11 protein-coding genes are annotated in these 17,027 nt (G+C 60.6%); all 11 read right to left on the reverse strand.

What is annotated here, in order from left to right:
* Positions 1 to 1,810, reverse strand: a 1,810-nt coding sequence (locus EN861_RS33595) for a cadherin repeat domain-containing protein (RefSeq protein WP_189343801.1), incomplete at its 3' end; no start/stop codon positions are given.
* Positions 1,811 to 2,010: 200 nt separating this feature from the next.
* Entirely contained in the window at positions 2,011 to 4,524 is a 2,514-nt protein-coding gene (locus EN861_RS33600; RefSeq protein ID WP_245512169.1) for an RTX toxin, read from the reverse strand.
* Between the two features lie 162 nt (positions 4,525 to 4,686).
* Positions 4,687 to 6,192 carry a lipopolysaccharide biosynthesis protein gene (locus EN861_RS33605; RefSeq protein WP_245511849.1) on the reverse strand — a complete coding sequence of 502 codons (1,506 nt, stop codon included), beginning with the start codon at positions 6,190 to 6,192 and terminating at the stop codon, positions 4,687 to 4,689.
* 186 nt (positions 6,193 to 6,378) lie between these two features.
* Complete coding sequence (locus EN861_RS33610; RefSeq protein WP_127276022.1) at positions 6,379 to 7,257, reverse strand: sulfotransferase; 879 nt, start codon at positions 7,255 to 7,257, stop codon at positions 6,379 to 6,381.
* 68 nt (positions 7,258 to 7,325) lie between these two features.
* On the reverse strand, positions 7,326 to 8,642 hold the full coding sequence (locus tag EN861_RS33615) for an HlyD family type I secretion periplasmic adaptor subunit (protein WP_135918083.1): 1,317 nt from the start codon (positions 8,640 to 8,642) through the stop codon (positions 7,326 to 7,328).
* A gap of 30 nt (positions 8,643 to 8,672) precedes the next feature.
* Positions 8,673 to 10,868, reverse strand: a complete 2,196-nt coding sequence (locus tag EN861_RS33620; protein WP_245464262.1) for a type I secretion system permease/ATPase — start codon at positions 10,866 to 10,868, stop codon at positions 8,673 to 8,675.
* A gap of 129 nt (positions 10,869 to 10,997) precedes the next feature.
* Entirely contained in the window at positions 10,998 to 12,350 is a 1,353-nt protein-coding gene (locus EN861_RS33625) for a polysaccharide biosynthesis/export family protein (protein ID WP_245464263.1), read from the reverse strand.
* A gap of 125 nt (positions 12,351 to 12,475) precedes the next feature.
* On the reverse strand, positions 12,476 to 13,696 hold the full coding sequence (locus EN861_RS33630; protein WP_127276024.1) for a glycosyltransferase: 1,221 nt from the start codon (positions 13,694 to 13,696) through the stop codon (positions 12,476 to 12,478).
* A gap of 60 nt (positions 13,697 to 13,756) precedes the next feature.
* Complete coding sequence (locus EN861_RS33635; protein ID WP_127276025.1) at positions 13,757 to 14,200, reverse strand: GFA family protein; 444 nt, start codon at positions 14,198 to 14,200, stop codon at positions 13,757 to 13,759.
* Between the two features lie 259 nt (positions 14,201 to 14,459).
* Positions 14,460 to 16,265: a hypothetical protein gene (locus tag EN861_RS33640; RefSeq protein ID WP_245512170.1), complete on the reverse strand. Its 1,806-nt coding sequence runs from the start codon at positions 16,263 to 16,265 to the stop codon at positions 14,460 to 14,462.
* A 196-nt stretch (positions 16,266 to 16,461) separates the two neighbouring features.
* Positions 16,462 to 17,016, reverse strand: coding sequence for a transcription termination/antitermination NusG family protein (locus EN861_RS33645; protein WP_135867760.1), 555 nt, complete (start codon positions 17,014 to 17,016; stop codon positions 16,462 to 16,464).
* Positions 17,017 to 17,027: the final 11 nt, after the last annotated feature.

Here is a 17,027-nt window from a genome sequence, read left to right on the forward strand (position 1 = left end):
CGTCGATGGCGAAGCGCGTGTCATTGATGCTGTAGGTGACGGTCGAGCCCGCGTCGGGATCGGTGGCCGATGCTGTGATCCCGGTGGCTGCCCCCGCCGCGGCGAGTTCGGCGATCTGGTTGGTGGTGGGATCGGCGTCGGGCGGTGCGTTGAAGGCAACCGGCAACTGGCTGGCCGTGACGCCGACTGTAAAGGCGTGGGTATCGATGCTGCCGTCGGACGAGGTTGCCGTCACGTTGAAGTTGACTGAAGGCTCCGAGGACGCGTTAAGCGTGCCCGTGCCGGAGCGCGTGATGACGCCGGTGCTGGCGTTGATGGCAAAGCGCGAGTCGTCGATGCTGTAGGTGATCGTCGAGCCGGCATCGGGATCCGTCGCCGAGGCGGTGATCCCGACCGCCGTGCCGGCGGCGGCGGTCTGGGAAATCTGGTTGGCGGCGGCGTTAGCGTCGGCCGGGGTGTTGAAAGCGACCGGCTCCGGGCTGTTGAGCACGGCGAGGCTGAAGGCCTGGTTGGCGGTGCTGCCGTCGGAGGAGGTTGCCGTCACTGTCAGATTGATCGACGACTGGGTCTCGAAGTCGAGCGTGCCGGTGGCTGAGCGCGTGATGACGCCGCTGCTGGAATTGATGGCGAAGCGCGTGTCATTGATGCTGTAGGTGACGGTCGAGCCCGCGTCGGGATCGGTGGCCGATGCTGTGATCCCGGTGGCTGCCCCCGCCGCGGCGAGTTCGGCGATCTGGTTGGTGGTGGGATCGGCGTCGGGCGGTGCGTTGAAGGCTACCGGATTGCCAGATCCTGGCAGCAGATATTCGATGTGCAGCAGCGGTGCGCTGGCCGGATTGTATTCGTAGGAATCGGCCGTGCGCGTGCCAGTGCCGCTGACCAAAAATGCCATGTCGTTGAGCGCGGCCCAGCCCGAGCGGTTGACGATCTCCTGCACGATCGCCGAGAGGTCAGGCGTGCGCTCGGCAGCGCCATGCTCGCCCACAATGGTCCACGGGTCCGGCGTCCAGGCCGTGGAGGCTGTCGTCCTCGGAAGCGCGGACACGTTGAAGCTGGCGGCCGTAAAGGGGCTGGCGTCGTCAACATTATCGCCTTGAATGAGCAGCGACGCCGCGCCGGTCTTCACCTCATTGGCCTGGAACTGGATATAGGCGCTGGTGATGATCGCGCCCTTCGGGAGGTCGATGCTGGTGAAGCGGAGGCCGACCGTCTGGCGGGTGCTGCCGTCATAGCCCAGTTCCAGATCGCTGATGTTGCTCGAGATCGTACCGGAGCCCTTCTCCTCGACATCGTCGCCGGCGGTCGCCACCCTTGTCTCGAAGATCGGGTCGATCGCACTAGAGCTGGCGGTGAGGAAGCTGCTGCTGGTGGTGATGACATTAGCGCCGGTCGAGACCGTGCCGGCGTCAGCGGTGGGGGTAGGGGCGGTGAAGGTGACGCCGCTGCCGGCATAGCCCGTTCCCGCAAACTGCCTGAGGCCGGTGTCTTTCGTCGCCACGCTGTCGAGAAAGGTGCTATCCGGATGGATGCCAAGCCCGGCTGCCGCGTCCGCCAGCCCGATCAACTCGCCACCGGTTGCCGTGGTCGGGACGGCGCTTTGACTGTCACTGTGTTTGCCGGTTTCGACGGCGAGGCTGACGCCATCGGATGCCCCGGAAGCCTGCGACACGCCGTCATCGCCATGCACGTGCTCCGCAACCGAGCCGTCATCGAGCGGTTGAAGGCCTTTGAGGAGGGGCGTCGAACCGAGCTCCGTCGCGAGCAGTCCGATTGCATTGCCGCTATCTGGAAGCCGATGTGGTTTGGACATCGCAGAACTCCTTTGCCGCCGTTTTCCGCACTTGGGCCTCGCTAGGCCCTGATATCGACGCCACGGCCAGGTCCGATCCGCGGTGATCGAGGACTCCGGCTGTCAGAGGCGTGTGTGGAGGCGATGTGCTTGCTGGGCATCCGGGCAGGCTGCAGTGAAATGGATCACGACAGGACCTTGAAGCAACGCGTCCTGCCGGATCAGGCGAGCAGCCAACCATTCAATTGGAATTCATAGATCTTGCCGTCATTTTCGGTTGGATATGGGTCATTATCCAGGCCCCGATCCACGATGTACAGGCTCATATGGTGGCTCGGATCGTCGCTGCTCGGCGCCAGCGCTATTCCCGATGGTTTGTGCGCGTGGGCTGCGGAGATATCGAGCGTGCCCAATAACTGCCCGGTACGCGTCACCATTGCTACCGACTTTGTCGACGTAATGATATAAAGGAGGTCGTTGACTTGGTCATACGCAATACTTTCGTCGCCAGGGTTCCCCAGCGCTTGCGCAGAAAAACTCGTCACGATGTCGTCGCCGCCCGTACTCGCGACGCCGTCGAATTTGCCGTTGGGACCCGGTGAGACGGCGTAAATCGTCTGGGTTGAGCCATCCGCGACATACAAGACTTTATGGTTCGGGTCATAGGCGACGCTCTCCGGATCCGAACTGCCGAACGCGGATGTCTTGAAAGAGGTCACCTTATCGTCGGACGTGTTGTAAAGCCCGTCTATCCCGGGGTTGAGCTCGTACACGCTCTTCGGGGCAGTGTCGTCCGCGAAGAAGAGATGGTGGTTAGCAGGATTATAAGCCACCCCGGCCGGCTCATCGGAGAACTTGACGGTCGTGAGCGTGCCCGCAAGGGTGCCGTTCAAATTCATCTGGTAGAGATTCTTGCCAGTAAAAAGCGCAGGTATCTCCTCGACTTCGCTGTCGGCAACCAGCAACGTGCCGAGGTGAGAGATATAGACGATATCAGTCGGGTCGGGACTCGGCGGCGACCACTGCGAAGTCAGGATTGTGTGTGACAAGGTCACCGACGTCGGCAGCTGGTGGGCCGTGACGTTGACGTTGAAGGCATGGGTATCGATGCTGCCATCGGACGAGGTCGCCGTGACGGTGAGGGCGACCGACGGCTCGGACTGGGCGTTGAGCGTGCCGGTACTCGAGCGCGTGATGACGCCGGTGCTGGCGTTGATGGCAAAGCGCGAGTCATTGATGCTGTAGGTGATCGTCGAGCCGGCATCGGGATCCGTCGCCGAGGCGGTGATCCCGATCGGCGTGCCGGCGGCGGCGGTCTGGGCGATCTGGTTGGCGGCGGCGTTAGCGTCGGCCGGGGTGTTGAAAGCGACCGGCTCAGGGCTATTGAGGACGGCGAGGCTGAAGGCCTGGTTGGCGGTGCTGCCGTCGGAGGAGGTTGCCGTCACTGTCAGATTGATCGACGACTGGGTCTCGAAGTCGAGCGTGCCGGTGGCCGAGCGCGTGATGACGCCGGTGCTGGCATTGATGGCGAAGCGCGAGTCATTGATGCTGTAGGTGACGGTCGAGCCGGCATCGGGATCCGTTGCCGAGGCGATGATCCCGGTGGGTGCGCCTGCCGCGGCAAGCTCGGCGATCTTGTTGGCGGCAGTGTTGGCATCCGGCGGGGAGTTGAAGGCGACCGGATTGCCGGGTCCTGGCAGCAGATATTCGATGTGCAGCAGTGGCGCGCTGGCCGGATTGTATTCGTAGGAATCGGCCGTGCGCGTGCCAGTGCCGCTGACCAAAAATGCCATGTCGTTGAGCGCGGCCCAGCCCGAGCGGTTGACGATCTCCTGCACGATCGCCGAGAGGTCAGGCGTGCGCTCGGCAGCGCCATGCTCGCCCACAATGGTCCACGGGTCCGGCGTCCAGGCCGTGGAGGCTGTCGTCCTCGGAAGCGCGGACACGTTGAAGCTGGCGGCCGTAAAGGGGCTGGCGTCGTCAACATTATCGCCTTGAATGAGCAGCGACGCCGCGCCGGTCTTCACCTCATTGGCCTGGAACTGGATATAGGCGCTGGTGATGATCGCGCCCTTCGGCAGATCGATGCTGGTGAAGCGGAGGCCGACCGTCTGGCGGGTGCTGCCGTCATAGCCCAGTTCCAGATCGTCGACATTGCCCGATATCGTACCGGAGCCCTTCTCCTCGACATCGTCGCCCGCGGTCGCCACCCTTGTCTCGAAGATTGGGTCGATCACACTGGAGCTGGCGGCGAGGAAGCTGCTGCTGGTTGTGACCGCTGCGCGCGTCGAGACCGTGCCGATGTCGGCAACTGCCTCAGGGGTGGTGGCGATGTAGGTGACATGGCTGTCGGCATGGCCTATTTCCGCATCGTGCCACAAGTCGAGAAAGCTGCTGTCGGGATGAATGCCAAGTCCGGCTGCCGTCTCGGTGAGGCCGGTCAGTTTCAATCCGCCATCGCCCCCCAAAGTCGGCGTGACCCCATCTGCGGTGCTAAGATCCAGCTTGTTCGCGGCCGGATCCAAGCTGGTAGTGTGACTACCATTGCCGGTTTCGGCAGCCAGCCCGTCGCCGATATCGGAGAGCACCCGAGCCGTTTCGTTGCCGATCGCTCTTCCGCTCGGCTGGGTCCAATTGTCGTCGGTCAGCCAGTCGCCATTGATGCCGGAGTCAGTGCCGGATTCCGTCATCAAGAGCTTCGCGTCATTCCAGGGAAGCCCAGCGAGTTTTACCACGTCGAATCTCCTCTGCACATTTCTCGATTAAATCGGAATCTCGACGTGCCCGACCCGAGGGCTGTTGCGACCCCAGATCGAGCATGGCGATGGGTAACGTTGGACATGAAAGCCGTCGCCCGAAATCCATGGCCGTGCGGTCAAGCGTTGAATTCTACGGGATCAGTCAGTTACCTTCCTCATCCTTGGCCAGGCGGGCGCAACGGCCGCGAGCAAGCGCAGCAGTGATAGCCCGTCCCGCCCAAGGAACAGCGACGGCAGGATCCAGCACAGCAGCAAGCCCCCGGCAGATGCCAGCAATGCCGTATCGATAAGCAGGGGAAGGGGAGATAGACGGAACTCGCGTAGCCATTCCACGAGCCCCCATACGCCGGTTCCGACCACGCCCGCGAGTGCCAGACCGGGTACGTGGGCCATAAGGAAGTCTCCCCAGGTCATGCCGGTCACGCGAAGGCTCAACTGTGCCATCAGGAAGAAGTTGATCCCGAAAGCCGCGCCGACGCCGAACGCCACGCCTTCTATGCCCCAGAGTTGCCCTATGAGGGAGCCGGCGAAGACGCCGATGGTAAAAACCGCCTGACGCCAGGCGCGCGCGTAGACAGTCCCTGTTGCGCGCGAGACGGAATCGCTAAGCTTGTAGCTCGTGCGGAACAGCATGCTGAACGCCAGGATCTGGAGCGGGGCGACGACCGCTACCCATCCCCGCCCGAGAATGACGGCAACCAACTCCGGCGCGACGATGGCCACGACCACACTGGCCGGCAGGACAAGCAGGGCGCACCCCGCGACTGCGCTGCGATAGGCACGAGCAAGCCGCGCGGGCTGCTCCTGGACCAGCGCCATGGTTGGGAACAGCACCCGATCAAGAACCTGACCGACGATGACCGCGGGCGTCGTCATCAACTGTGACGACAGGCCGTACAGGCCAAGCGCATCAGCGCCGAGCCAGCGGCCCACGACAAGCCTGTCCGCCTGGGTGGCGAGGTAATTGAAGACCCGGGCGATGGTAAAACCGCTTCCGAAATAGAGCAGTTCGACGATGGCGCGCCGCTCCAGCAAAGGCCGCATCGGATGCGGCTGGCCGGCGAGCAGCACGACCATGCGGATGAATTGCTGGATCAGGAGCGCGCCGACAAGCGCCCAGATGCCCAAGCCGAGCCATGCCAGAATCGGACCGGCAACGACGTAACCCAAGGCAAAGGCGCTGGCGTCGACCAACGCCAGCCAGCGGAACCGCAGCGCGCGCTGGGCCGCGGCCAATGCCACCATGGAAGCGCCTTGGAAAAGGAACACGAAGCAGATGGCACGAACGACCGGAGCCAGATCGGCGAGGCGAAGCAGCCCGGCAATTGCCGGTGCCATCGCCCAGACCAACGCGGACACAGCGAGGCCGAGGAGGCATGACAAAGTGAAGCCGACCCGAAGATGTCGCTCGTCCAGCACCGGTCGCTGGACGATCGCGGGGGTAATGCCAAGTCCCTGGAAGATCGCCGAAAACTTGATGACGATCAGCGCTGCGGAGTAGAGGCCGAACTCATTGGGCGAGAGCAGCCGAGCCAGGATGAGAAGCGCGACAAGCTCCGCAACCGCAAGGGCACCCATGGACAGGGACGTCCAGAACATGCCCACGACACTTTGTTTTGCTAGCCCGCGCTGGTTGTTGCTCACGCCTCTCTCCAATCGCCTCGGCCGACCCAAACAGGCGGCCACTGCGTCCTTGCCGGATCCGCCGAGTGACACGATTACGTTGGATGATGCGCAGCCACGCGCCCGCGCCTGCACGAAGTTATGATCGCATGGGTCATGAAGGGTCCTCCGCTGCGGTGCCGTCCGCCCGCGCCCAGCGCGCCTTACCTATCGAAGGAGCGAGGGGATTTCGTAGCGATAGAACTCCATCTCGTCCCGGACCTCCGGTATGATCGCCGTTAGATCCTTCCTTTCGAGACGGAGCCACTTCTGCTGGCGGCCTGGATCGATCATCTCCTTGGCCGTTCGCACGATATCGTCGGTGCAGTTCAGCCCGCAATGTTCAAAGATGCGGCGCAAAACCAACTCGGGATCCTGTATCAAATCCTCGTAGCGAAAAGACAGCACGCGGCCGTCGCCCAGCTTGGCGAGATCTTCTCGGGCCTTTCGATTGCCGCGCGCCCACTGGCGCGCGATCACCGTCAATTTCTCATTCTCCTTCAAATCTCGCTCTATCCCGTTGTAACGCGGCCCATAGATCGATGTGTATTTTCTTCCCAATACCCTTTTCGCGATCACCTGTTTTATAATATCTTTTGCATAATAGTGAACTTGCGTTACCGGAGTGATCTTCAAAAGGCGTATTAATCCTTTGAGAGATTTTGCTCTCTGCCACTTAAGCTCCATCGAGCTTATGTACGAAAATGGATTTCTCGTAATATAGAGAAATATGGCCTCCGGAAAAATCTCGTGGACAAACGGCACGCGCAAGACATTGGCAGGCGTGTTTTCCATGATCTGTCGGCCTCCGTGCCGCGACTGATATTCGAGGAACCTGCCGCGAATGTAACGTGCGACCCTTTTGGTCGCATCGGTTTCGCCAAATTCATCATGACGCCGCGCAGGATCGGCATATAGCCACAATGTTTTTGGCTCGTACCAGGTAACGATGTCGGGATGCAGCCCAATCAATTTTTGTGCAATTGTGGTCCCCGACCGATAGTTGCCGATCAGAAAAATCGGAGGTTTCAGCTCTGTTGCTGCCATGACAAGTCTCCGTCGCTAAAAGGTTAGCCGGGGTCGCGCCGATCCGCGCGACAAGCGTCGCCGCGCGGCTATTGGTCTCTGAACGCACGCATCATCTGGTCCGTCAAAGGCTTCATCAGGTAGGAGAGCATCTTGCGGTCACCAGTCCGTATGAACGCTTCCACCGGCATGCCGGGAATGAGCGAGGCAGGGCCAAGTTTCGTCAAATCCTTCGGGTCCGGGGTGATGCGGACTACGTAGTAGACTTCATTGGTGTGCTGATCGCGCGTTACGTCGGCCGCAATCATGGACACCACGCCTTCCGTTTCGGGCGTAGTGCGGACGTTGAAGGCGGTGAAGCGAAGAAGTGCGCGTTGGCCGACCAAGATCTGATCGATGTCCTGCGGAGCGGCCTTCACCTCGACCGTGAGAGTGTCGGTGTCGGGAACGATCAGCATTATCGGCTCGCCCGCACTGATCACGCCGCCCACGGTATGGATTGAAGATTGATGGACCGTGCCGCTGGAGGGAGCGCGAATATCGATGCGTGACAGCTGGTCCTCGGCGGTGACTTTTCGTTCCTCGAATTCGGCGATCTTGGCGTCGACATCGCGCAGTTCGCTGCCAGTCTCGCTGGAGAACTCCTTGTCCAGCTGAAGGATCTGGAGCTCAACTTCGGCGATGGCGCCTTTTGCCTGCGCCATGCTTGACACAAGCTGAGACCTTTCACCCTCGATGCGTGTTGCCTCGCGTTCATATTCCGTCAGCTTCGACTTGAGTGTGAGCTTCTTGTCGACAAGGCTGCGGATATCGACGAGTTCATCGTTGATCAACTCGATCTCCTTGCTCTTTGCCGATTCCTGAGCCGAGTAACCTTCGATCTGCTTTCCGAACTGCTCGATGCGTTCGCGCAAGCGCGCCTTGTTGCCAAAAACCTCGGTTCGACGAAGTTCGAAAAGTCGTTGTTCGCTAGCCACGGTGCTGGCAATCTCCGGGTTGTTCATTCGCGTGGCAAGCATCGGAGCAAGTGTCATCCGCCCGCTGCCGTCACGCTCCGCCTCGAGCCGGGACTTTCGCGCGTAGAGCTCATCCAGATTCTTTGTCACGTAAGCCAGGCTGGCACGCGGGATAGTGTCGCTAAGCTGGACCAAGATATCCCCGGCCCGGACACGGTCGCCATCGCGTACGAGAATCTTGCCCACCACGCCACCCGTCGGGTGTTGCACCTTCTTTTCGCTGTTCTCGACGACCACCCAGCCATGCGAAATGATGGCTCCCGAAATGTCCGCTGTCCCGGCCCAGACTCCCATTCCGCCGAGGAGCAGTGCGACGACAGTCATCCCACCGAGCAGATTGCGGCGAATGGATCGCCGGTTTGAAAGCGATCGGTTCAAGACAGGAGCCATGATTGCCTGTTTCCCATGTGCCGCAAGTCGTCAATTCGGCAGTCGAGGCGAGGTTGAAACCGGCTGCAGGTCCGCTGTATTGGCCTGTGACATCGGAAAGAGCTTGGACAGAACGGACTGCTTCGTTCCAAACATGTGCATCCGCCCTTCCTTCATCATCAGCACGAAATCCACAGTGGTGAGAATGTTCGGACGGTGCGCGACGATCGCCACGATGCCGCGGCGCGCCTTGATTGCGAGGATCGCCTCGGCGAGCGCCCTTTCGCCTTCCATGTCGAGATTGGAGTTGGGCTCGTCGAGGACGACCATGAACGGATTTCCATAGAGTGCCCGTGCCAAGGCAACGCGCTGGCGCTGCCCGGCTGAGAGCGCGGTCCCGCCCTCTCCGATCTGAGTCTCGTAGCCATTCGGAAAACCGATGATTAGCTCATGGACGCCCGCCGCGCGGGCGGCGGCGACAATGGCCCGCGGGTCCGATCCAGGATCGAAGCGGGCGATGTTGGCGGCAACCGTTCCCGCGAACAGTTCGACGTCCTGCGGAAGGTAACCTATGTGGCGGCCAAGACGCTCCGACGACCACTGATCGAGCGCGGCACCATCAAGCTTGATACGCCCCGCTAGCGGTCGCCATGCGCCGACCAGCCCACGAGCCAGGCTGGATTTGCCGGAGCCACTTGGTCCGATGATGCCAAGCACCGAGCCCGCGTCCAGGCTGAAGTCCACGCCTCGCACGATGACCCGTTGCACGCCTGGTGCACCGATCGTGATGTTCTCAATCGTCAAGTTCGAACCGGGCACCGGAAGTGCCATCGGCTGAGCGTCTTGCGGCAATCGGGCGAGCAACTGGCTCAGCCTGCTCCAGCTCTGGCGTGCGGCCACGAAGCTGCGCCAATGGGCGATGGCAAGATCGACAGGCGCAAGCGCACGGCCCGCGAGGATGGAGCCGGCGATGATGATCCCGGACGTCGCCTCGCCTTGGATCACCAGCCAGGCCCCTATACCAAGCATTGCCGACTGGAGCATCAGCCGCAAGGCGCGGGCGAAGCTGCCGAAGCCGCCTACGATATCGCTGACATGCTGCTGTTGCGTGAGATATTCGCGGCTCGCCTCCCGCCAATGGTCGTGTAGGCGGCTGCCCATTCCCATTGCCGCGAGAACCTCCGCGTTGCGGCGACTGGCTTCGGCTAAGCCGTTGCGCTTCACGCCCGTCGAAACCGCGGCGCCCATTGGTTTGCGCGTGAAGACCTCGGTCGCCGCCGTCAGCGCCACCAACACGATTGCACCGCAAATCGCCGCAATTCCGAGGGTCGGATGAAGGCTCCATATGATTGCCAGATAAAAGGGCATCCACGGAAAGTCGAAGAGTGTGCTTGGCCCCGGGCTCGACAGAAACACGCGGATGTTGTCGAGATCGCGTTGCGGCTGCAGCCCATCGCCCTGGTGGCCGATGTACAAGGGCAGCCTCGACACGGCTGTGAATACGCGCCCCCCGACCGTTTCGTCCAGTTCTCCACCGATCCTGGTCATGATGCGGCTGCGCACGAGATCGATGACCGCCTGCCCGACAAACAGAACGCCGGCCAATATCGCCATGGCTACCAGAGTCGGAACGCTGCGGCTTGGCAGTACGCGATCGTAGACCTGCAACATGAACATCGCTCCGGTCAGCATGAGGATGTTGCTCACGCCGCTAAAAACCGCGACTCCCGCGAATGCTGCCTTGCAGGAACGCAACGCACAGGCCAGTTCCGAACCGGGCGCCGGCTGGATGTCTCTTGCCGAGGGGCTGGCGCCGGCGTTCGTGGACGCGCTTGGCAAGCCGCCCCTTCGCCTTGCCTTGCGGGCGGCTGCGAGCAGCAGCAAGCCCACCGCCGCGAACGCCAGCCAAACCGGAAGAGCGTCTGGACCAGCCAGCAAGACCAGTGGATCGGAGAAGTATCCCCGGTCCACCACGAAATCGGTCCACGGTCGCGGCAGCCAGTTGCGGCCGAGGTCAACGTGGCGCCGCAGAAATGCAGCTCCCGCAAGCGCAAGAGCGAGGAGGAGCAGGATTGCACCTGGAATGCGCGATCGGATGATGGCGCGGTGGCGCGGGGCGTAACGCACCGTCGTCTTGCGGCGCGCCGTTGCACGGAGGAGATTGAGCCGCCTCTGCTCCGCTTTGGCGTGGGAATTCGCCCGGCGGAAGCGATTTCCCACCACTGTCAGTGCTGGCCCAAGGCTCATGTCAAACCCCTGAGGTGCCAAGGTCGGACTATCTCAGGCCGTTCAAGGCACAACGAACCCAAGAGCGTTGCGAAGCAACGATCGCGGCCCTGAAGCAAAGCTTTGCTCGAGGAAGTGGGCATATTCGTGCTATTGGCCGACAATGCTTGGCTGGAGGCCCTCCGCATTTGGGCTCCCCATTGTTCCGGAAGTGTCCGGCGCGTAGAACCCTTTGTTGGCCGCGATCGAAACCTCGATGACATCGCCAGCTAGAACTTCCGTATTTTCATTGGCGATGATGTCGTGGGCGACTTTCCGGTCGCGCCTGAAGATCGAGATCTTCACGGAGCCTTGCAAGTCGTCGAAGGTCCGCTGTTCGCCATATGTAAATATAAAGAGAAGCTTGTCGGCGACATACCTTATTTGGCTTTGAATTTTCCCCAGCTCGACCTGCGTGTCTTGGGTCTGCGAGATCAAGTCCATTTCATAACTCTGCTTCTTTTTTCGAAGCTCGCTTTCAGCGGTCAGCATCGCCTGCTGCGCCTGCTCCTGCTGCAGCTCGGTCTGCGAAAGTTCGGCGCGATAGCTGGTATGTGCTCGTTCGGCCGTCATGACATTCGAATTGGTGACCAGGCCTTTTTCCCGCAATGACCGGGCAGACTGCAGTTCCTCGAGTTGAATGTCCGCGGTCTTTTCTCGTTCCTTTCGAGTGGCAGCGACCATATCCGCTTCCTTCCTGGCCCGCTCCAACGAGACATCAAGGTAGGAAATGTCGTCCCGATATGCGGCGAGGCGGGCGTCCAACTGCGCCTGTTCAGACGCTACGATGTCGTCAATCAAGTGTCCGCCAAACTCGACAGGCGGATCGGGCGGAGCAACGAAAGATTTGTCCTGGCGGCTTTCCGCCTGGAGCCGGGCGAGCCGAACCTTTAGGCGATATTCCTCGATCGCCAGACCTGCCCGCGCGCTGCGCAGATCAGCTATTTGCAAGGCCGGCTCCGTGTTTCCCACGGCGGTAGCCCGAAAGCCACCTGCTATAGCCAGTGCATGACGAACCGTTATTCCGGGTTGAAACGGGTACGATCCGGGATGAGCCACCGTTCCGGAAATAAAGAATGGCCGGTACTGACCGATCTCCACTTTCACGAAAGGATCGAGGATGAGCTTCTGCTCCTGAAATGCACGCTGAATGGCCTTCGAAAGGACAACGCTGGTGAGGCCGCGCGCCTGAACATCGCCCAACATGGGAAGCGATATCGAACCGCGATCATCGACCACGACTTCCAGCGGATAGGATGGCTCGCCAATCACGGATACACGCAGGACGTCACCGGTGTCGAACGTATAGCCGTCCGCACGGGATGCATCTGCGGTGAGCAGAACAATGGCAATGGCCAGACCGCCAATCATTGCGAGCGTGCGGCTGGCCGGAAAAAGCCGTCGGACCCAATCCTCCATTAGCGAAGGCCCGGAAGGAAAGTGCTGGTCTGCACGCAAACGCATCGTCGTACTCCGTTGTCTTGCCTGCGGTCAGGACCAATCGACATTCGTCGGACGGAGCGTGACAGCAAGGTAGGGTTCGAGCAGTAAGCCTTGAAAATCCGGACTCCGTCGAAGGAGAAAAGGGATCAAAATCCGGGCAGTCCTAAAGGTTGCTTGGCGAGGCCGTCGCGAATTCGCGGGTCGTTTGGCCTTCCTGCTGAAAGGGTTGACTCGAGAGCGGATTGATAGATCAGCTCGACCCTATCGCACATTGTATCCAACCCCCAGGATGCCAGGTCGGTGAGTTTCGCGCTCTCAGCCAATCGAGCGCGGTAGTGTTCATTTTGGAGAAGGTCGGCGATCGCCGCCGCCGCGGCGCCAACGTCTTCTGCCGGCGTCACAATTCCATTCACGCCATGCTTTACAACCTCTTCCACTCCCGGCAGATGCGAGACCACACTGGCTCGACCGCCCGCCAGGTACTGCATCATGACGCGAGGCAGTCCTTCTCGCATCGAGGTCAGCACACACACGTCCGCCAGACTGATCAGTCGCTCGGGCTCGCTATGGTAGCCGATCATGCGAACGTTGTTTGCGTACGGGGATCGTGCAATCGCCGACTCAATAGCGGATCGCGCCGGCCCCTCGCCGGCCAAGAGCAGCCGCACGTTCGGAACTCGGTCGACGACCTGCCCAAATGCTTCAATGAACTCTATATGGCGTTTTCGCGGTTCCAGCGCGGCCAGCATCAGGATCACCGGTGGCTTAGGCTCTCCGACAGCCGTCCCCAGGAGCAGATGCGATTGCTGTGGCCATTGCGCGTTCGCGAAGCGCTTCAGATCGAAGCCGGAGTGGACGACGTGGTGCTGATCGGCGCTACCCAAATGATTGGCGATGCAAATGTCACGCATAGCCTGGCTGACATCGATGAAAGCCTGTGTACACTTCGCGGCCAAGCGTTCGGCAGCCAGGTACATCAGCCTCTGCGCATTGCCCACATGCACGAAGGGCAAAATGTGCACGCCATGTATGATGCAGGGGATATTGGCTTCCCTTGCAGCGAGGCGGCCGACGATGCCGGCCTTGCTTTGATGGGTGTGCACGATGTCAGGCCGCCAGTCGCGCATAAGGCGCGTGAGTTGGCCAAATGCAGAAATGTCACGGGATGGCGAAATCGAGTTGATGAGCCGCTCAAGAGTCTCAACCCGAACGGCTTCGGCAACTGACATCCGCAAATTCGGATCGTACTCCTCGCCGTGAACCAAACGCACTTCGTGGCCGTGCCGCGCCTGAGCGAGACAGCAGGCCAATGTGTTCTCTTCGGAACCTCCCCGAAGAAGTCGGGTGAGCACATGGAGGATTTTCATTTGCCAATACCTTAGGGGACATGAAATCCAGGGCGGCGCATTCGAGCGCAAAATCGAATTTCACGCGGCCGCATCGACGTCCGACAGCGACCGCGGCGCCGGCACTTCTGCGCTGTTCGCCGCTGGCCGGTCATGCTTGAACTGTTCGGCGCCGGGCAAGGCATGGAGCCAGGTCTCGCGTCTTGAGGTCCACAATTCATATTCGGGCACGAGATCGGTCGGCACGACGTCGAGGCTGCCGATCATCACCTCAGCCTCATTGTCGTCGACCCGGGCGACGCGGCCGCCGCAGGTCTGGCAGAAGCTGCGCGTGCCGTAGGAGCTGACGAGGCCCGTCTTTTCGAAGGCCTCGCGCGGCCAGATGGCAAATGCCGAATAGGTCGAGCCGCCGGCCTTGCGGCAATCCTTGCAATGGCAAAGACCAATGCGGAGCGGCGGACCGCGGACCGAGAACTGCACGCCGCCGCACAGGCAACTGCCGGTCCTGCGTATGGTTTCGGACATGGCAACCTCCGTCATTGCGTGCTGTTGTGGGCCGGATGGGACAGGTGCTCGCCCCGAAACGGAGCCATATTCACTCGTTCAAGTCAGAGCCCCGTGCCGATCGTGGGATGAAACAGGCTCTATCGGCGCGCCGCTATCGAGCGCGAGCGTTCGGCGGCTTTCCCACGCCTCGCAGGGAACACCTGTCGTTTCGCGATGGCGGAAGGCCGCGCATCGGGGTCTGTTTGGATACTGGCCGATGAGCTGCCCGCCCTGCCTCTCACAAAGACAGCCAGATATGCCTGAACAGTTCCCGTCCGACCGCCTCGATGCCAGCGCTTGCGTCAACGGTTCGGATGTTCTTATCCTTGGCTCGCAACTCCGCCATCAGCGATAGCCGCGCGTCGAAGGCTTCTTTCCTGATTTCTCCCGGCTTTCGCTGCTCGGAGACGGCAAAATCTGAAACCAGGTGCAAAGTGAGGTGTGGCCGGCATTGTGCCATCTTTTGATAGAGCCTTTGCTCGAGGCGAGCGAGAACTGACAGGCCTGGGACGGAGAAGAGGTGCGGTGGGATGGTCGGCCCGTCCAGATATCCGGTACACAGCGCCTGCGGCCACCTGTCACAAATGACGATCAGGCCGCGCGTAGCCCATCGATGCGCACGTTTCACGACAGCGTATCGCTCAAACGCGATCAAAACTGCCCAGAATGCCAGCGCGGTAGCGGCGAGTCCTCCCTTCGACCAATTTCGGCTGACGGAGCTGTTGCCACCATCGTGCTGGGCCAACGACTTTAGGCGGCGTCTGTAGGGAAAAACCAGAGTCTGCAACGCCTTGCGGAGCCACCACCCATTGCCGTCTCCGATTCCGACATAGGCTTGCGCACACCCGAATTTCCATCGAAATATCCGTGTCAGCCGATCAGCTTGAGTGCTCTTTCCCATGCCATCAGGACCGACGAGCGCCACTACAAAGCCACCAGCCGCAGGCCGTCTCTTTGGTGGGAATGTGCCGGGCATCAGGCGCTGAAGGGCCCTCAACGCCAGATATGAGGTCTTGCGGGCCAGGTGAACAACGGCATCGGCGATCCCGTAACCTCCTGCAAAACCGCAGGCTTCACGGATTGAACGCCGGAGCCTGGCAAGATCCCTGCGGTTTGCCATCAAACCGTCGACGCTTTGCAGAAACCTGCAGCTCGTCAATCTGCTGCCGCCAAGCGTGTATTCCGCGACATCCAGGCCTTGCTGGCCTGACGGCAGTGGCGGGCGCGCAAACTGGTCCCTCCAATCACCACCAACGGTGATCCACTGTCGCCAAGGCAATGCCCAGGTCCGGAAGGCGAAGCGGGCAATGGCTATTCGAATCTCGTCCTCGGGGGAGACGACCGGAATAGACACCCCATCCACACAAATTGACTCCCATCGTGTAATCGCCGCATAGTCGAATACCGGATATCGTTTGCGGAATTCCCAGCCGATACGGATCCCGATATGCATGTCGAGATGGAGATAGCGGCCATTTGGAAAGTCAGGCAGGAACCAGTCCTCCCGGCCGGCACAGACATTGTCGTAGCAAGACAGGCTGACGCCGCGACGACCGTGCAGCTTGCTCACGATCGAACAGAAGACCGGGTAGTCGTGCTTGTCCAAAAGGAGATCCAGATCGTCGCGGCCCGCAAGTCCGCTTTGCAGGGACGCGAGATCCTGAATTATTCCGTACTTCAGGCCGCTCTCATTGAATGCTCGAAACAGTTCGGTGGCGGTCGGAAGGGCCGGGACTGTTTCGAGGGGCAGCAAGGCGGCGCTTGCGTCGGTTTGAGAAACACCGACATCTGCTTTGTTGATCGACGGGCTCGCCCCAACCGCCCTGGCTGGCGCTGGAACGTTCACCCCCGGCGTCAACGCTTCGACCACCATGCTTGCCTTGGCTTTTGGAACCCAGCGCCGATATTGTTGCGGCTGCAGGCCGTCCCTAGGCTCTCCAGGATCCGCCGGACAGTAGCTTCCGGGTTTGGATTTACGTGAAGGTTGCAAGGGGTTCCCCTGGTTGATCGCGTCGAGCGTCATTCGCTCATCGTCGCCGGTCATCGTATCGGCAGCCTATTGGCCCTGATTTCGTTGAGACGCAGCCCCCGATGTTTTCGATGCCGGGCTGCAGCCTCGGACGTCGCCTTGCAAGCTGCCGCATCGAGGGTGAATTGGGTGGCCAACTCATCCTTCCTTCGCCGGATAGTTTCGGCATCGTCCGAGCAAAAAATATTATACGAGAAATAACGGATAGAATTCAGGATATAATCGAAAGTTTATCTCGGTCGATCGTGATTTGAATAGAACGGTTCATTATATCAAGAAGAATTTTTACCGCTCCAGCACTTCCGACATGATCAAGAACGCCAAGCTGCTCCGAAAACGGCCCGTCTATGACTCTAACTCTTTGACCTGGCCTCAATAAGATATCGGGGTGCAAAATTCCGTCCTCGTCGGTTGCGGCTATCAAGGACTCGATCACACCGTATGGTGCCGGGACCGGCATTCCTTTGCTCATGACAAGTTTTCGCACGCCGACGGTTGAGTTGATCGGGTACCAACTCTGCTGAGCAGCCAGCGAGACGAACAGATAGCAGTCGAAATACGCACTTGCGACGTTTCTGACAATGCGAGCGTGGCGAACGGTTCGCCTTCGCTTGGGCAGGTATGTTCGGAAGTTCTGCGATAGCAGGTGCCGCTCCGCCAAGCTCTCGGAATGTTGGTGCGTCTGGATCACGTACCAACGCGTAAGGTCCCCGCCGTAAGTTTTTCCTACCGGGAAGCGATCCTGGTATAATTCAGCGTGCTGCATGGCGAAATATT

Origin of the sequence: Mesorhizobium sp. M8A.F.Ca.ET.218.01.1.1 (genome assembly GCF_004791165.1) — a bacterium.
Lineage (GTDB): Bacteria > Pseudomonadota > Alphaproteobacteria > Rhizobiales > Rhizobiaceae > Mesorhizobium.